Genomic DNA, 14847 nt, shown 5'->3' on the forward strand with positions numbered 1-14847 from the left:
CGTCAGACCGGCTTGGCCTGGTTGAGGTAGATGCCGGGGTACCCCTGCGCGCGCACGCCGGTGATCGCCGTCGGGTCCCACGCCGTGCCGAGCTGGGTGAACACGATCGGGTAGATCACGGCCTGCTCGGAGATCAGGTCCAGCAGCTGCTTGTACAGCCCGTTGCGCTTGGTCTCGTCGGGCTCCGCGGCGGCCTGGTTCTGCAGCCCCAGCAGGGCCTGGGTGTCCGCGTTGTTCCAGCGCGCGTACTTCGTCATCATCAGCGACTGCGCGTCGTAGTAGTAGCGGATCAGCAGGTCGGGGTCGTTGCCGAACTGCATCGGGTTGTTCGTGGTGGACACGACCTGGAAGTCGTTGCCGTTGTCCAGCTTGGAGAACAGCGCCTTGGTGTCCTGGGAGTCCAGAGTGGTCTCCACGCCGATCGCGTCCCAGCCCTCCTTGATCACCTTCACGCAGTCGAGCACGAGCGAGGTGTTGGTGGTGGACAGGGAGATCTTCAGGTTGCTGACGCCGGCCTCGGCCAGCAGCTGCTTGGCCTTCGCCGGGTCGTAGGTGAAGCTCTGCGACGCCGGCTGCGACTGCGGCAGCTTCGGGTTGATGAACGACGTGCCCGCGGTGCCGGTGCCGCGCAGGCCGATGTCGATCATCTTCTTCTTGTCGATGGCGTAGTGCAGCGCCTGGCGCACGCGCTTGTCGCCGAAGGGCGCGTGGGCGGTGTTGAACATCAGGTACAGATTGTTGCCGCCGTCGGCGAACTCGACGGTGCGCCCGGCCTTGCGCAGCTGGTCGGCGTTGGCGGCCGGGATGTTCTCCACGATCTGCGCGTCGGGCTTGGCGCCCGAGATCGCGGCCACGCGCGGGGCGGAGTCTACAATGGACTTCCACAGCATCTTCTGGTACGCGGCGGGGCGGGGGCCGTTGTAGTCGGCGAACTTCTCGAACGAGGTGTGCGACAGCGGCGCCTGCTCGGTGACCTTGTACGGCCCGGAACCCACGACCTTGCCGCCCGCGGCGAGCGGCCAGTTGTTCTCGTACACGTGCTTCGGCAGGATCTTGCAGATCTGGATCCGCTGCAGCGCGTACGGGAAGGGGAACTTCAGCACGAACTCGACGGTGTGGTCGTCGACCTTCTTCACCTCTTGCAGCCACTGGGCGAAGAAGCTGTGGATGAGCACGTTCTCCTTCGCGTCCAGGGCGCGGGCGTAGGTGAACACCACGTCGTCGGCGGTCACGGGCTGCCCGTCGTGCCACTTGGCGCCGTCGCGCAGCTCGAACTTGATGCTGGTGCCGCTCACGTCGGCCGGCAGTGCCTTCGCGAGGCCGGGGAACGGGGCGCGCGTGACGGGGTCGCCTTCGACGAGCGATTCGTAGCTGTGCAGGATGGCGGCCATGGAGAATGCCGAGGCGGTCTGCAACGGGTCCCAGGACTGGTTGTTGCCGTAGCCGATCACTGCGGTGAGGGAGTCGGTGGAGCTGCCCGTCTTGTTCGTCGACGCGGGGCCGCCGCACGCGGCCAGCGTCGAGGAGAAGGCGGCGGTGGCGCCCACGAGGCCCGCGTAGCGCAGCAGCGTGCGCCGGTCGAACGAGGGGCCGGTCCCCATGGCGGTTCGGGACATCGGTGTCTCCTGACTGTGTGTTTCGCCCACCAGAGGTCATAGGACGTGGGACGTCCTATGACTGCGCCGAACCCTAGAACTCCTCCGGGTACCGGTCAAGGGGACCCGGCTTTTCGCCGCCGGGCCGAGATCGGCGAGGTATGACGTAGGATGTCCTCCGATGGCGACGTGCCAGCGAAGGAAAGAAACATCCGGGGAGACTGTTTTGGCGCGCCCGCAACGCAGTGAAGAGATCACCAAGCGGATCATCGACCTGATCATCGACCGCGACCTCCCGCCGGGCGCGCCGATGCCCACGGAACTCAGCCTGATGGAAGACATCGGCGTGAGCCGCAACTCGATCCGGGAGGCGATCAAGGCGCTGCAGGCGCTCGGCATCGTCGAGATCCGCCACGGCTACGGCACCTTCGTCGGCTCGGCCGGCTCCGAGGCGCTGCAGACGTGGCTGCTGTTCCGCACGCGCACTCGCGGCGCCAGCGACGCCGGGCGCCTGCGCGACCTGCTCGAGGTCCGCGAGATGATCGAGACGGAGCTGACCCGGCGGGTCGCCCTGGAGCACCGCCCCGAGCTGATCGCCGAGCTGGAGGCCTGCGTCGCGCGGATGCGCCGAAAAGGCCCTGACGCCGCGGTCGCCGACCGGGAGTTCCACGACCTCATCTGCGCCGAAGCGGGCTTCGACCTGGCGCGCGAGCTCACGGGGCTGTTCTGGGACGTCTACCGCGCGGCCGAGGGCGAGCTCGGCGGGCCGGTGTCGTCTGCGGCGAGCACGGCGAAGCGCCACCAGGTGATCGTCGACGCCCTGGTCTCCCGAGACGGCGACGCCGCGGCCGAAGCCGTGCACCGGCACTTCGACGAGGTGCGCAAGCGCGCGAAGGCCGGCCGGTACGGCGGGTTCGGCGAGGCGCGGCCGGTGGAGGCCGATTCCGCGGCGGTGAACTCGTAGCTCGTCGGCAGTGCGGCCGGGCGGTGATCGGTTCGTACACTGGGCGGCCGACGAGGAGGTGCGCCCTGGACGCAGTCGAGGTCGAGATGCTGCCGCAGTCCGCCGCGGCCGACGCGGTGCTCGCGGCCGAAGTCGCCGCCCTGGTGAACGCCGTGTACGCGACCGCCGAGGCCGGCCTGTGGGCGGGCGAGGCGGACCGGACGAGCGCGGCCGAGGTGGCGGGCCTCGTCGCGGCCGGCGAGATCGCCGTGGCGCGCCAGGCGGACTGCGTGGTCGGCTGCGTGCGCGTGCGGACGGTCGCCGACGGCGTCGGCGAGTTCGGCCTGCTGGCCGCCGCGCCGCAGCTGCAGGGCGCGGGCATCGGGCGTGAGCTGGTGCGCTTCGCCGAAAACCGCTGCCGGGCGCTGGGCCGGCGGCGGATGCAGCTCGAGCTGCTGGTGCCGCGGTCGTTCACGCACCCGTCGAAGGCGTTCCTCGCCGCCTGGTACTCGCGCCTGGGCTACCGCCTCGAGGAGAAGTCGACGATCGAGGAGGCCTACCCGCACCTGGCGCCCCTGCTGGCGACGGAGTGCGACTTCCTCGTGTACCGCAAGGACCTCTGACCAGCCGGCCTCGTGACACGCCGTGGGGCCCGGTGCTGCTGTGAAACCGGCGCGTTTCGGGTACTGAGGACCTGTGACGACACGACTGGACTGGGTGGGCCTGGTACGCCACGGCCAGAGCACCGGCAACGTCGCCCGCGAGGCCGCCGAGGCCGCGGGCCACGAGGTCATCGACATCGCCGAGCGCGACGCCGATGTGCCGCTGAGCGAGCTGGGCGTGCGGCAGGCCCACGCGGTGGGGGAGTGGCTCGCGACGGATCCGCCCGAGCTCGTGGTGGCGTCGCCGTACCTGCGGTCCCTGGACACGGCGCGGCTCGCGCTGGCCGTCGCGAAGGAACGCGGCGTGGAGGTCCCCGGCGGGCTGCGCGTCGACGAGCGTCTGCGCGACCGGGAGCTGGGCGTGCTCGACCTGCTCACCAGCCACGGCGTCGCCGAACGCCTGCCGGACGAACTGCGCCGCAAGGAGCGGCTCGGCAAGTTCTACTACCGGCCGCCCGGCGGCGAGTCCTGGGCCGACGTCGTGCTGCGGGTTCGGTCGCTGCTCGCGGAGCTGAGCGCCGAGACGCCGGGCCTGCGCGTGCTGTTCGTGGCGCACGAGATGACGGTGTTCGCGCTGCGGTACGTCCTGGAGTCCGTCCCGGAGCCGGAACTGCTGGTCACGGCCGCGCGCACCGACGTCCCCAACGGTTCCGTCACCGCCTGGGAACGCGACCTCGAAGGCGCCTTCCACGTCACTCTCGCGCAGGAGACCGGCCACCTGGCCGCCCTGCTGAGCTGAGCCGGCGCGGGCATGATGGGCTCCGAAGATCACCCGAGCGGAAGGAAACCCCATGAAGCTCGACCTCGACGGCAGGACGGCCCTCGTCACCGGTTCCACGCAGGGGATCGGCGCGGCGATCGCCGCGGGCCTCGCCAAGGCGGGCGCGCGCGTGGTGGTGAACGGGCGTGGCGACGCCGGAGTCGCGAAGGCGATCGAGGAACTCGGGACCCAGGTGCCCGACGGGGAGTTCGTGGCGGGCGCCGGCGACGTGACCACCGACGAAGGCGCGCACCAGGTCCTCGACCGCGCGGGGCGCGCCGACGTCCTCGTGAACAACCTCGGCATCTTCGGTGCGCAGGAGCCCCTGGAGATCACCGACGACGACTGGCGGCGCTACTTCGAGGTCAACGTGCTCGCGGCCGTGCGGCTCACGCGCCTGACGCTGCCCGCGATGACCGAGCAGGGCTGGGGCCGCGTGCTGAACATCGCGAGCGACTCGGCCGTGGTGATCCCCGCCGAGATGATCCACTACGGCATGTCGAAGACGGCCCTGCTGGGCGTCTCGCGCGGCTTCGCCAAAGCGGCGGCGGGGACCGGCGTCACGGTCAACTCCGTGATCGCCGGCCCCACGCACACCGGTGGCGTCGAGGACTTCGTCTACCAGCTCGTGGACAAGAACCTGCCGTGGGAGCAGGCGCAGCGGGAGTTCATGAAGACCCACCGCCCCCAGTCGTTGCTGCAGCGGCTGATCGAGCCCGAGGAGATCGCGAACCTCGTGGTGTACCTCAGCTCACCGCTCGCCTCCGCCACCACCGGCGGCGCCCTCCGCGTCGACGGCGGGTACGTCGACTCGATCCTCCCGTAGGTCAGCGCCCTTGGGGCTCACCGAGCCGGTCGCGCACCTGCCGCTCGACGAGGACGGGCAGGAAGCTGCGCACGCCGGCGTCGTCGAAGTGGCGGCGCTGCGCGGTGATCGTGCGGTTGATCTCGGGTTCGCGCGCGCTGCCGTACTCGTCGACGAGCCGTGACTTCAGCGCGGAGAAACTCTCCTCTTCACCCTTCACCATCAAGTCGTCCATGCCCTGGTGGGTCATCGCCGTCCCTTTCCGTGGTTTCGGCCCCTGGTGACTGCTGCCCGCCGCGGGCTCTCCTCAAACGGGCGGGCGAACGTGTGGACCTCTCGCAAACGCCTGGTGCCAATTTTGACCAGGTGGTAGAAATTCAGGCGACGCGGCGCTCCGGGCGCCGAACCGCGAAGCCAAGGAGCTGGAATGGGCAAGCCTTCCGTGCAGCTGTACTCGGTCCGCGACGCGTTCGCGGCCGACCCGGCGGACACCCTGCGGCGCCTCGCCGCGATCGGGTTCACACAGGTCGAGCCGTACGGCGTCGTAGAGAACGTGGCCGCGCTCGGCGCCGGTCTGCCGGCCAACGGGCTGACCGCGCCCACGGCCCACGCCAAGCTCATCGGCGAGGACCAGCACGCCGTGTTCGCCGCGGCGAAGCAGCTCGGCATCGCCGTGGTCATCGACCCGCTCGTGAAGCCCGAGCAGTGGCAGAACGCCGCGGACATCACGGCCACCGCGGAAGCGCTCAACGCCGCCGCGAAGATCGCCGAAGAGCACGGCGTGCGGGTCGGCTACCACAACCACTGGTGGGAGCTGGAGTCCCGGATCGACGGCCGCCACGCGTTCGAGGTGTTCGCCGACCAGCTCGACCCGGCCGTCGCGCTGGAGGTCGACGCCTACTGGGCCACGGCGGGCGGGGCGAACGCGCCGGAGCTGCTCGCCCGGCTCGGCTCGCGCGTGCACGCCATCCACGTGAAGGACGGCGCGCTCGCCACCGACGCGTCCGGTCAGGTTCCGGCCGGCCAGGGCAGCGTCCCGCTGCCGGAGGTCCTGGCCGCGGCGCCCGACGCGTTGCGCGTGGTGGAGTTCGACCGCTTCGACGGCGACATCTTCGACGGCATCGCCGCCAGCTTCGCCTACCTCACCGAGGGCGCGAAGTGACCACGGGCCCCGTCGGCGTCGGCGTGATCGGCGCGGGGGTCATCAGCGACACCTACCTCGAGAACCTCACGGGCTTCCCCGACGTGCGGGTGCTCTCCGTCGCGGACCTCGACGTGGCCCGCGCGCGGGCGCAGGCGGAGAAACACGGTGTGCCGAAGGGGGAAACCGTCGCCGATCTGCTGGCGAACCCGGAGATCGAGCTGGTCGTGAACCTCACGGTCCCGGCCGCGCACGTCGAGGTCGGCCTCGCGGCGCTGGACGCGGGCAAGAGCGTGTGGGCGGAAAAGCCGCTCGCGCTCGACCGGCAGACGGGCCGCAAACTGCTGGATCGCGCGCGGGAGAAGGGTTTGCGGGTGGCGAGCGCGCCCGACACCGTGCTCGGCGCCGGCCTGCAGACCGCGCGGCGCGCGATCGAGGCCGGTCGTATCGGCGAACCGCGCACGGCTCTCGCGCTGTTCCAGACACCGGGGCCGGAGAGCTGGCACCCGGCGCCGGAGTTCCTGTTCCAGCACGGCGGAGGCCCCCTGCTCGACATGGGGCCGTACTACCTCACGGAGCTCGTGCAGCTGTTCGGCCCGATCCGCAAGGTGACCGGCGCGGGCGGCCGCGCGCGGGACACGCGCGTGATCGGCTCGGGTCCGCGGGCCGGCACGGAGTTCGCGGTGACGGTGCCGACCACGGTGACCGCGCTCGTCGAGTTCACCCGCGGCGGCAGCGCGCAGATCGTGCTGAGCTTCGATTCCGCCTTGGCGCGCACGGGTTTCGTCGAGGTGTCGGGCGCGCTCGGCACCGCGGTGCTGCCGGACCCGAACCGCTTCGACGGCTCCACGAAGCTGCATCTGCTGGGTGCGGCGGAGCCGGAAGAGCTTGCGGCGCAAGGACACGCGGCCTCGCGCGGCACGGGCGCGCTGGAGCTGGCCCGCGCGATCCGGGCCGGGGTGCCCGAACGCGCGTCCGGGGAGCTGGCCTACCACGTGCTCGACGCGATGCTCGCCATCGACGAGTCGATCACGCGCGGCCAGTCCGTGGAGGTGGCCGGCACGGTCGACGTCCCGCCCGCCCTGCCGGACGGCTGGGACCCCTACGCGCGCACGCTCTAGCGGTCAGTCCTCGGGATCCAGGGGGACGGTCAGCAGGGTGCGCAGGTAGAACCGCAAGGAGCCGACGAGGTCGACGTCGCCGGGGGTGGTGAGCCACTGGACCTGCAACCCGTCCATGAGGGCGATGAACGTGAGCGCCGCGAAGTCCGGGTCGACGCCTTCGCGCAGTTCGCCCGTCGTGGCCAGCAGCCGGAAGGAGCCGATCACGCTTTCGCGCGCCTGCCGGTAGTGGAGTTCGAAGTACTCGTGCGCGGGGTGGTCGGGCGCCACGGCCTCGGCCGCCAGCCGCGAGTACAGGTCGACGATGCCCGGGTGGCGCACGTTGTGCTCGGCCAGCGCGACGAAGTGCCGCAGCACCTCCAGTCCGGGCGGCACGGTCAGCTGCTCGCGCTCCGAGTCCTCCGCGTCCCGCCGCTCGAGCACGGCGGCGAGCAGCGCCTCCTTGGTGGGGAAGTAGTACAGCAGCCCGGCGTGGCTGATCCCGACCCGCTTGGCGATCTCCCGCAACGACGAACCGTGGTACCCGGCCTCGCCATACACCACGGCGGCCGCGGAAATGATGTCCTCGCGGCGGATCCGGCCCTTCAGGTAACCCCCGGTCACGGGAGCGAGCTCGGTTCGGCGGCCATCTCGTCATTGTGCCGCAGGCGCGATGACGAGATGGGCCGTGCCCGCGTGTTGCGCCTGCCCGCTCACTCTCTGCCCCTTGGCCCACCCGCGAGATCGCCGGCTCAAAGGCGATCTCGCCCGCCTCGGCGGAGCCGGGGCAGAAAATACCGTGTTCGATCGTCTGACGTGATCGTTCGAACAAAATGATTGTGCGTTTCCTTGGCTGCTGTGCGACCATGCGAGGGCCGAGCCACAGGAGGACCCGTCTGATATGACCGAATCATCCGCGCGGGCGCTGCCGCGCGCCGCTCGTGTTGCGACGTGGAGCTTCTTCGCGCTCAACGGGTTCGCCGTGGGCATGTGGGTGGTGCACATCCCCGTCGTGGAGCGGGCCACGGGGATTTCGCACACCACGCTCGGCGCGTTGCTGCTGGTGCTCGGCGGGGCGGCCTTCGTCGGGATGCAGGTGTCCGGGCCGCTCGCCGATCGGTTCGGGCACCGCCGCGTGGTGCCGGCGGCCGGGGTGCTCCTGGGGCTCGCGCTGTTCCTGCCCGGGCTGGCCACCAGCTGGTGGGCGCTCGGGCTTTCGCTGCTCGTCTTCGGCTTCTTCAACGGTTCCCTCGACGTCGCCATGAACGCCCAGGCCGTGGTCGTCGAGCGGGCCTACCCGCGGCCGATCATGGCGGCGTTCCACGCGATGTGGTCGATCGGCGGCGCGCTCGCCGCGGTGGTCGGCGCGGCGGTGCTGGGCGCGGGCGTTCCCACGGCCGTCACGCTGAGTTCCACCGGCGCGTTGTGCGTCGTCGCTTCGCTGGCCGCCGGACGGCTCCTGCTCGACTCCGGACGTCCGGCGCCCGTCGAAACCACGCCGGTCGCACCGGTCCGCAGCCGCACGCCGGCGCGGGTGGTCTGGCTGCTCGGCGCGCTGGCGTTCGCGTTGATGCTCGCCGAGGGTGTCGCGAACGACTGGGCCGCGCTGCATCTGCAGGATGTGCTGGGTACGTCGGCGAGCACCGCCGCACTCGCGTACGGCTCCTTCGCCGTGGCCATGACCGTCGGCCGCTTCGCCACCGACCGCGTCGCGGCGCTGGCCGGCCCGGTCGCGGTGGTGCGCTACGGGTCGGCGCTCGCCGCCGTCGGGCTCGCCACCGCGTCGCTGTCGCCGTGGGTGCCGCTCGCACTGGCCGGCTGGGCGATCTTCGGCCTGGGTCTCGCGGGTGGCGTCCCGCAGCTGTTCACCGCGGCGGGCAACCTCGACACGCGGGCGTCGGGTGCGCTGATGGCCCGGGTCGTCGGCCTCGGCTACGTCGGGCTGCTCGCCGGTCCCGCCCTCATCGGCGGGCTCACGCGGTGGATGCCGCTCAACGTCGCCTTCGCCGTGCCGTTCGCGCTCTGCGTGGCCGCGGTGGTGGCGGCGCCGGTCATCGCCCCGCGACAGGCCCGCGAACCGGCAGAAGTGGGCTGAGGCGGTTCAGCCGCAGCGTTCGCCGCTGCGGACGTTGCCCCCGCCGACGAGCGTGAACACGCTGCCGTCCGGGGCGTCGCGCAGGTGCAGCGTGCACACGATCTGCGACACGGCCAAGGAAGACAGCGTCAGCACGTCCGTGGCCAGCTGCACGGTGACCTCCGACGCGGAGACCGACACGGCGGCCGGCAGGGCGGACTGCGGGACCTCGGTGGTGAAGCCGGACGCCTTCTCCGCGGACGTCGGCCCTTGCACCAGCGCGTCGATCAGCGCGTCGTCGGTCTGGTCCAGACCGGGGCGCTGGACCTGGACGACCACGCCGTTGGCCACCAGGTAGATCGAGCTGACGCCCGGCGCGCCGGGCACGGTGGACGCCGGGCCGCTCGGCGCGAGGTCGCCCGAGATCGCGCCGCTCGGCTGCACGCCGCACGCGGTGGCGGCCAGCGCGACCAGCACGAGCGCCGCCGCGACGCGCCGGATCACGCGTCACCGCCGGGGTCCAGCGGGAGCCGCAGCGTGAAGATCGCACCGCCCTGCGGACGGTTGGCCGCGGTGAGCTCGCCGCCGTGCAGCTTGGCGTTCTCCCACGCGATCGCGAGCCCGAGGCCGCTGCCCTCGGAGCGGCTGCGCGCGGTGTCGGCCTTGTAGAAGCGGTCGAACACGTGGGGGAGCACCTCTTCCTTCAGCCCCGGACCCTCGTCGGTGACCTCGATCATGAGCGATCCCTCCGCCGTGCTCAACCGCAGCCGCACGGGCGGCGCTCCGTGGCGCAGCGCGTTGCCGACGAGGTTCGCGACGACGACGTCGAGCCGGCGCGGGTCGAGCCGCGCGCGGACACCCGGCGGCAGCTGGGTGGCCACCTCGTCGACCCAGCCGCGGGCGCGCAGGGTGGCGCCGATCGCCTCGGCGACGTCCACCTCGTCGAGCGCGAGCGACGCGGACCCGGAGTCGAAGCGGGTGACCTCGATGAGGTCGTTGACCAGCCGCGTGAGGTTGTGGGTCTCCTGGCTCACCAGCCGCACCGCGCGCCCGGCGATCTCGGGCAGGCCGGCGACCTCCGCCTCCAGCACCTCCGTGACCGCGGTCATCGCGGCGAGCGGGGTGCGCAGCTCGTGGGACACGTCGGCCACGAACCGCCGCGCGTCGGACTCCATGCGTTCCAGCTCGCCGACGTGGTGCTGCAGCGACTCCGCCGTGGTGTTGAACGTCTTGCCGACCTCGGCCAGCTCGTCGGTGCCGTGGATGGTCAGGCGGGTGTTCAGGTCGCCCTCGCCGAGGCGGTGGGCCGCGCGACGCAGCTCGCGCACCGGCCCGAGCACACTGCGGGCAGCCGCGAACGCCAGCAGCAGCGCCAGGACCACCGCGCCGGTGCCGGTCAGCCACGCGCTGCGGGCCAGCGAGGCGATGTCCGCGCTCTCGGTTTGCAACGGCTCGAGCACGAAGATCTCGATCCCGGACGGTTCCGTCTCGTGCGACGTGCTGGTCGTGAGCCGCAGCTGGGTGCCGATCAGCAGCCGGGTCTCGCCGCCGACGTCCACCCGCTGCCAGGCGATTCTGCCCTGGGCCACGAGCTCCTTGAGCTCATCGGAGATCACCGCCCCGTCCAGGTCGCCGCCGGAGACCGTGCCCGCGGTCACGAATGCGGTGGAATCGCGGTCCGCGAGCTTGCCCGCGGCGTTCAGGAGCATGCCCTTCGACGGCTCGCGCGCGGGCAGCGGGTAGAGCAGCTGGATGCGGCTGGTCAGCTCCCGCACCGCGTTGTCCTGCGTGTTCTTCAGGATGGTGTTGCGCGCGGTCCGGTAGCCGACCCCGGCGACGGCGATGGTCGTGAGCACGCTCAGCAGCACGAACGCGAGCAGCAGCCGCGTGCGCAGGCCCCAGCCGGGCCAGAGCTTGCGGAGCCCGGTCACAGGGGCCCGAAGCGGTACCCGAACCCGCGCAGGGTCTGCACGTACACCGGGGCCGCGGCGTCGTCCTCGATCTTCGCGCGCAGCCGCTGCACGCACGCGTCGACGAGCCGTGAGTCGCCCAGGTAACCCTGGTCCCACACGGATTCCAGCAGCTGCTGGCGGCTGAGCACCCGGCCCGGCGACGCGGACAGCTCCAGCAGCAGCCGCATCTCGGTGGGCGCGAGGCTGACGGGCCGGCCGTGCTTGCTCACGACGAGCCCGTCGCGGTCGATGGTGAGGTCGCCGTGGCGCTCGACCTCGGGTTTCGGCGTGCCCGCCTGGCGCTGCTCGCCGCCGGTGCGCCGCAGCACGGCCTTGATCCGGGCCTCGAGCACGCGCGGCTGGGCGGGTTTCACCACGTAGTCGTCGGCTCCGGCCTCGAGCCCGGCGACCACGTCGATGTCGTCGTTGCGCGCGGTGAGCATGATGATCGGCAGGTCACCGGTCGCGCGGATGCGCCGGCACACCTCGAACCCGTCCATCCCGGGCAGCATCAGGTCGAGCACGACGACATCGGCCGGGCCCGCGCCGAGCCGCGCGAGCCCTTCCTCACCGCTTTCCACCGCGTCGACGGTGTGACCCTGGTAGGTCAGGGCGATCTGCAGGCCGTCTCGCACGGCCTGGTCGTCTTCGATCAACAGCACCCGGGGCATGTCTCCCACTATCGCAGCGCACTTCCGCGTCCGCCCGTCCGGATTCCCCGGACAGTCCACAGCGGACACCTTCCGAGAGGATCCGCGTCCGGTCTCATCGCCGGGTGCGCGGAATGTCATGGTTGCGTAACAGCCTGGTCCGTGCCCAGCTGTTACAGAACTGTCGGGCTCCGGGGACACGGCTTCGACCGTCGGCGCACACGGGGCCGCGACCGTGGACACCATGACCGAACTGCTGCGCTCCCGTGCCGCGGCCTACGCGGCGGCCGCCCGGCTGCTGGCCGTGCTGCTGCTGCCGGTGGCCTTCGTGCGTTCGCCCCGCCACACCCGCCGGCTCGCCTGCCAGTGGGCGCTCGCGCTGCGCTACCCGGCGGAGGACCTGGCGGGCCTCACGCCCGCGGCGCGCGAGGCGTTCGTGGCGGCGCGCACCGACGCGTTCTGGCGCGACGGGCAGCTGATCGGCCTCACTTCAGGCCACCGCGACGCTGCCGAGCAGCACGCGATGTTCACCGCCGAGGTCCGGCGCACGGGTTCCGCGTGGGCGGCCCGCCGGCTCGTGCTGCCGCCCGAGGAGTCGGCCCACGTCGGCGGCTTCGCGCTCGACGTGCGGCCCACGGAGGGCGCGGCCTGGCTGGAGCGCCACGGCGCGGCGTACCGCCTGCACCGCCGCTACGACAACGAGTGGTGGCACTTCGAGTACCACGCCGACACGCTCCCGATCCGCCTGCCGCACCCGGGCGCGGCCGTATTGGTCAGAACCGCCGGGTGAACGGCATCGGCTTGCGCATGCGGATCAGCAGGAGCAGGGGCACGAGGACGTACCAGATGTTGAAGGCCAGGAACTTGACCGGGTTGCCGGTGCGCATCGCCGGGTCGCCGAAGAACTCCACGCCGAACACGACCACGCCGGTGAGCGTGACGATCATCGTCGCGTAGATCACGGCGAAGAGCTGGATCCAGTTCTTGCCCGCGAGCAGGCACACGACGAGCACGACGTAGAACGGCATGTACACGAACGCCGAGAGCCCCGTGACGATCCGCATCCAGTCCGGCGGGTGCATGAAGAGGATGTCGGCGTCGTGGGCGTACCAGTAGTTGGAGTTCACGAAGAAGTTGTCCGACGGGCGCGAGAAGTCGACGCCCACGGTCGGCAGCAGGTCGCTGATGAGCGAGGTGATCGTGAACGCGGCGAACACGATCGCGAAGAAGATGTCGATCCCGCGTCGGCGCAGCGGCAGGTTCATGTGATGATCCTAAGCGGACGTCTCGAGCGCTAGAGTGCCGGCATGAACGCGTTCCAGGTCTGCCTTTGCGTCTTCGCGGGCGTCTGTGCCCTGTGCTGGGTGCTGTCGGTGATCACGCGCGAGTACTCGTGGGTGGACCGGATCTGGTCCCTGGTGCCCGTGGCGTACGTCGCGATCTTCGCCGCCTTCGCGGGCTTCGCCGACGCACGCCTCGACGTGATGTTCGTCCTGGTGCTGCTCTGGGGTTTGCGCCTCACCTTCAACTTCGCCCGCAAGGGCGGCTACACCCGCGGCGGCGAGGACTACCGCTGGGTGGTGCTGCGCGGGAAGATGGCGCCCTGGCAGTTCCAGGTCTTCAACTTCTTCTTCATCACGATCTACCAGAACGCCATTCTGCTGCTGATCACGCTGCCGGCGTGGACGGCTCTTTCGCACCGCTCGGCCTTCGGTGCGGGTGACGTGATCGTCGCGGTGATCTTCGTCGCGTGCCTGGCGGGGGAGACGGTGGCGGATCAGCAGCAGTGGAACTTCCACCAGTGGAAGAAGCGCGAGCAGTCCGCCGGGCGCGAGCCTTCGCCGCGCTTCCTGCAAACTGGTCTGTTCCGCTTCTCTCGGCACCCGAACTTCTTCTTCGAGCAGGCCCAGTGGTGGCTCGTGTTCGCCTTCGGCGCCCTGTCCTTCGGCGGCATCCCCTGGACGATCGCCGGGGCCGTCCTGCTGACCCTGCTGTTCGTCGGCTCGACGATCTTCACCGAGACCATCACGCGCGGCCGGTACCCGGAGTACGCGGAGTACCAGAAGCGGACTTCGGCTGTGGTGCCGTGGATTCCGCGGAGCCGGGTCTCGGTGGGCTGACGATTCAGCTCTCGTCGGCGAACTCGATGTCATCCGCCTGCAACTGCGGTGGCCGGTAGGGCATTTCGTCGAGCCGCGCGCCTTCGAACCTGATGTCACCGTCGAACGTGGCGTCCACGAAGGTCGTGTAGCTCACAGCCGGTGAGCGGAAGGTCGATGAGCACGGCCCTGGAGAGGTCGAGCTCGATGCCGGCCCAGAACCCGGTCGTCCTCGTCGGCCCCATGGTCGCCGTTACCGGAAACGGGACGCGCTATCGGATGATGAACCCAAAACCCGGGTGTCGCCGTGGGATTTGTCCTCAGTGGACATTCATTCCGCGAACCAACCTGCCAACCCGCCACCGCCCGTTTGCGGGGCGCCCACCGGCCGGACTACGACCTGCGGCTGGACCCGTTGGGGCTTGGGCCGAGACGAAGTCGGCGGAGAATTGCGCCCTCCCCGGGCTGTGTGCGGACCACATTCGCCGAGGAGAGTGCCTCTAACGGTCGTAGAAGTTCGACGGTGGTTCATTCCACTGCTGAGTCGGCGCGTCCGGGCGCGTAGCGCGCTTACGACGGTGCAAAGTCCGCGCGTTCGCCGCCATGCTGTTGACCACGATGGCGATCACCAGGCCGATCACGAGGTTGATCGCGGCCGTCGCGTATTTGGCGCTGGGTTCGACCGTGAGGGTCAGGGGCAGGACGACCGCGATGAGCGTCACGAGCACCATGATCCAGCCGAAGAACTGGCTGGGCGCGGGGGTCGCGATGCTCAGCAGGTGCATGAGGCCCGTGGCGAGCAGGGCGGCGGCCGCGGCGGCGAGGGCGTACGTGGTGGTGCTGGCGCTGCCCCAGGCACCCTCGCCTTTGGGCGCGAGGACGGGGACGTCGAAGATGCCGCGGGCGATGAGCAGGCCGACGATGGCGACGAGGGCCGCCACCACCGCCGTGGCGACGCCGCCCGCCCACAGCCGCGCCGCGTCGATGCCGGGCCGGGTGTCCTGATCGTACGGGTTCTGCGCCATCACGGATCCCTCCGTCAACGAAGCTGTCCCCCTCGATTGTC

Annotated in this window: 18 protein-coding genes; 9 read left to right on the forward strand and 9 right to left on the reverse strand. The window is 70.9% G+C overall.

The window, feature by feature from the left end; translation table 11 throughout:
- Positions 1–2: 2 nt before the first annotated feature.
- Positions 3–1616, reverse strand: a complete 1614-nt coding sequence (locus tag AB0878_RS37105; protein WP_366585398.1) for an ABC transporter substrate-binding protein — start codon at positions 1614–1616, stop codon at positions 3–5.
- Positions 1617–1821: 205 nt separating this feature from the next.
- Between AB0878_RS37105 and AB0878_RS37110 the strand changes: the two genes are divergently transcribed.
- From AB0878_RS37110 to AB0878_RS37125, 4 genes are all read left to right on the forward strand, one after another.
- Positions 1822–2559 carry a FadR/GntR family transcriptional regulator gene (locus tag AB0878_RS37110; protein ID WP_366585400.1) on the forward strand — a complete coding sequence of 246 codons (738 nt, stop codon included), beginning with the start codon at positions 1822–1824 and terminating at the stop codon, positions 2557–2559.
- A gap of 86 nt (positions 2560–2645) precedes the next feature.
- Positions 2646–3161 (forward strand): GNAT family N-acetyltransferase, encoded by a 516-nt coding sequence (locus tag AB0878_RS37115; RefSeq protein WP_366585402.1) that lies wholly within the window; start codon positions 2646–2648, stop codon positions 3159–3161.
- Positions 3162–3234: 73 nt separating this feature from the next.
- Entirely contained in the window at positions 3235–3939 is a 705-nt protein-coding gene (locus AB0878_RS37120) for a histidine phosphatase family protein (RefSeq protein WP_366585404.1), read from the forward strand.
- A gap of 52 nt (positions 3940–3991) precedes the next feature.
- Positions 3992–4786 carry an SDR family oxidoreductase gene (locus AB0878_RS37125; RefSeq protein ID WP_366585406.1) on the forward strand — a complete coding sequence of 265 codons (795 nt, stop codon included), beginning with the start codon at positions 3992–3994 and terminating at the stop codon, positions 4784–4786.
- 1 nt (position 4787) lies between these two features.
- Here the strand turns inward: AB0878_RS37125 and AB0878_RS37130 are convergent, their stop codons facing one another.
- Positions 4788–5015, reverse strand: a complete 228-nt coding sequence (locus tag AB0878_RS37130) for a three-helix bundle dimerization domain-containing protein (RefSeq protein WP_366585408.1) — start codon at positions 5013–5015, stop codon at positions 4788–4790.
- A 177-nt stretch (positions 5016–5192) separates the two neighbouring features.
- Between AB0878_RS37130 and AB0878_RS37135 the strand changes: the two genes are divergently transcribed.
- A complete protein-coding gene (locus AB0878_RS37135; RefSeq protein ID WP_366585410.1) occupies positions 5193–5927 on the forward strand; it encodes a TIM barrel protein in 735 nt (244 codons plus the stop codon).
- A complete protein-coding gene (locus tag AB0878_RS37140) occupies positions 5924–7027 on the forward strand; it encodes a Gfo/Idh/MocA family oxidoreductase (protein ID WP_366585412.1) in 1104 nt (367 codons plus the stop codon). Before AB0878_RS37135 ends, AB0878_RS37140 begins: the two co-directional genes overlap by 4 nt.
- A 3-nt stretch (positions 7028–7030) precedes the next feature.
- On the opposite strand, the gene AB0878_RS37145 is transcribed toward AB0878_RS37140, so the two are convergent.
- The gene (locus AB0878_RS37145) at positions 7031–7630 is read right to left on the reverse strand and encodes a TetR/AcrR family transcriptional regulator (protein ID WP_366585414.1); all 600 of its coding nucleotides are present in this window, start codon (positions 7628–7630) and stop codon (positions 7031–7033) included.
- A gap of 277 nt (positions 7631–7907) precedes the next feature.
- Here AB0878_RS37145 and AB0878_RS37150 point away from each other — a divergent pair, with 277 nt between their 5' ends.
- Positions 7908–9101 (forward strand): MFS transporter, encoded by a 1194-nt coding sequence (locus AB0878_RS37150; protein ID WP_366585416.1) that lies wholly within the window; start codon positions 7908–7910, stop codon positions 9099–9101.
- Positions 9102–9107: 6 nt separating this feature from the next.
- On the opposite strand, the gene AB0878_RS37155 is transcribed toward AB0878_RS37150, so the two are convergent.
- Genes AB0878_RS37155 through AB0878_RS37165 form a run of 3 tightly spaced genes read right to left on the reverse strand, consistent with a single transcriptional unit; the run spans position 9108 to position 11703 of the window.
- Positions 9108–9584 carry a hypothetical protein gene (locus AB0878_RS37155; protein WP_366585418.1) on the reverse strand — a complete coding sequence of 159 codons (477 nt, stop codon included), beginning with the start codon at positions 9582–9584 and terminating at the stop codon, positions 9108–9110.
- The gene (locus tag AB0878_RS37160) at positions 9581–11011 is read right to left on the reverse strand and encodes a HAMP domain-containing sensor histidine kinase (protein ID WP_366585420.1); all 1431 of its coding nucleotides are present in this window, start codon (positions 11009–11011) and stop codon (positions 9581–9583) included. The genes AB0878_RS37155 and AB0878_RS37160 overlap by 4 nt, the downstream gene beginning before the upstream one ends.
- Positions 11008–11703: a response regulator transcription factor gene (locus tag AB0878_RS37165; RefSeq protein ID WP_366585422.1), complete on the reverse strand. Its 696-nt coding sequence runs from the start codon at positions 11701–11703 to the stop codon at positions 11008–11010. Before AB0878_RS37165 ends, AB0878_RS37160 begins: the two co-directional genes overlap by 4 nt.
- 223 nt (positions 11704–11926) lie before the next feature.
- Here AB0878_RS37165 and AB0878_RS37170 point away from each other — a divergent pair, with 223 nt between their 5' ends.
- The gene (locus tag AB0878_RS37170) at positions 11927–12472 is read left to right on the forward strand and encodes a D-alanyl-D-alanine carboxypeptidase (RefSeq protein WP_366585424.1); all 546 of its coding nucleotides are present in this window, start codon (positions 11927–11929) and stop codon (positions 12470–12472) included.
- Here AB0878_RS37170 and AB0878_RS37175 read toward each other — a convergent pair.
- Positions 12456–12947, reverse strand: a complete 492-nt coding sequence (locus AB0878_RS37175; RefSeq protein WP_364046391.1) for an emopamil-binding family protein — start codon at positions 12945–12947, stop codon at positions 12456–12458. The two genes, AB0878_RS37170 and AB0878_RS37175, sit on opposite strands and share 17 nt — an antisense overlap.
- Positions 12948–12989: 42 nt before the next feature.
- On the opposite strand from AB0878_RS37175, the gene AB0878_RS37180 reads away from it, so the two are divergent.
- Positions 12990–13802 (forward strand): DUF1295 domain-containing protein, encoded by an 813-nt coding sequence (locus AB0878_RS37180; protein ID WP_366585427.1) that lies wholly within the window; start codon positions 12990–12992, stop codon positions 13800–13802.
- A gap of 4 nt (positions 13803–13806) precedes the next feature.
- Here the strand turns inward: AB0878_RS37180 and AB0878_RS37185 are convergent, their stop codons facing one another.
- Both AB0878_RS37185 and AB0878_RS37190 read right to left on the reverse strand, forming a co-directional pair.
- Complete coding sequence (locus tag AB0878_RS37185) at positions 13807–13938, reverse strand: hypothetical protein (RefSeq protein WP_366585429.1); 132 nt, start codon at positions 13936–13938, stop codon at positions 13807–13809.
- A gap of 343 nt (positions 13939–14281) precedes the next feature.
- The gene (locus AB0878_RS37190) at positions 14282–14806 is read right to left on the reverse strand and encodes a DUF6069 family protein (RefSeq protein ID WP_366585523.1); all 525 of its coding nucleotides are present in this window, start codon (positions 14804–14806) and stop codon (positions 14282–14284) included.
- Between the last annotated feature and the right edge of the window lie 41 nt (positions 14807–14847).

Source organism: Amycolatopsis sp. NPDC047767 (assembly GCF_040704195.1).
Lineage (GTDB): Bacteria > Actinomycetota > Actinomycetes > Mycobacteriales > Pseudonocardiaceae > Amycolatopsis.

Bases quoted from the DNA above. Each gene is read 5' to 3' on its own strand.
- AB0878_RS37105 (WP_366585398.1), bottom strand. From the start codon at position 1,616: ATGTCCCGAACCGCCATGGGGACCGGCCCCTCGTTCGACCGGCGCACG.
- AB0878_RS37115 (WP_366585402.1), top strand. From the start codon at position 2,646: ATGCTGCCGCAGTCCGCCGCGGCCGACGCGGTGCTCGCGGCCGAAGTC.
- AB0878_RS37125 (WP_366585406.1), top strand. From the start codon at position 3,992: ATGAAGCTCGACCTCGACGGCAGGACGGCCCTCGTCACCGGTTCCACG.
- AB0878_RS37130 (WP_366585408.1), bottom strand. From the start codon at position 5,015: ATGACCCACCAGGGCATGGACGACTTGATGGTGAAGGGTGAAGAGGAG.
- AB0878_RS37135 (WP_366585410.1), top strand. From the start codon at position 5,193: ATGGGCAAGCCTTCCGTGCAGCTGTACTCGGTCCGCGACGCGTTCGCG.
- AB0878_RS37150 (WP_366585416.1), top strand. From the start codon at position 7,908: ATGACCGAATCATCCGCGCGGGCGCTGCCGCGCGCCGCTCGTGTTGCG.
- AB0878_RS37165 (WP_366585422.1), bottom strand. From the start codon at position 11,703: ATGCCCCGGGTGCTGTTGATCGAAGACGACCAGGCCGTGCGAGACGGC.
- AB0878_RS37170 (WP_366585424.1), top strand. From the start codon at position 11,927: ATGACCGAACTGCTGCGCTCCCGTGCCGCGGCCTACGCGGCGGCCGCC.
- AB0878_RS37175 (WP_364046391.1), bottom strand. From the start codon at position 12,947: ATGAACCTGCCGCTGCGCCGACGCGGGATCGACATCTTCTTCGCGATC.
- AB0878_RS37180 (WP_366585427.1), top strand. From the start codon at position 12,990: ATGAACGCGTTCCAGGTCTGCCTTTGCGTCTTCGCGGGCGTCTGTGCC.
- AB0878_RS37190 (WP_366585523.1), bottom strand. From the start codon at position 14,806: ATGGCGCAGAACCCGTACGATCAGGACACCCGGCCCGGCATCGACGCG.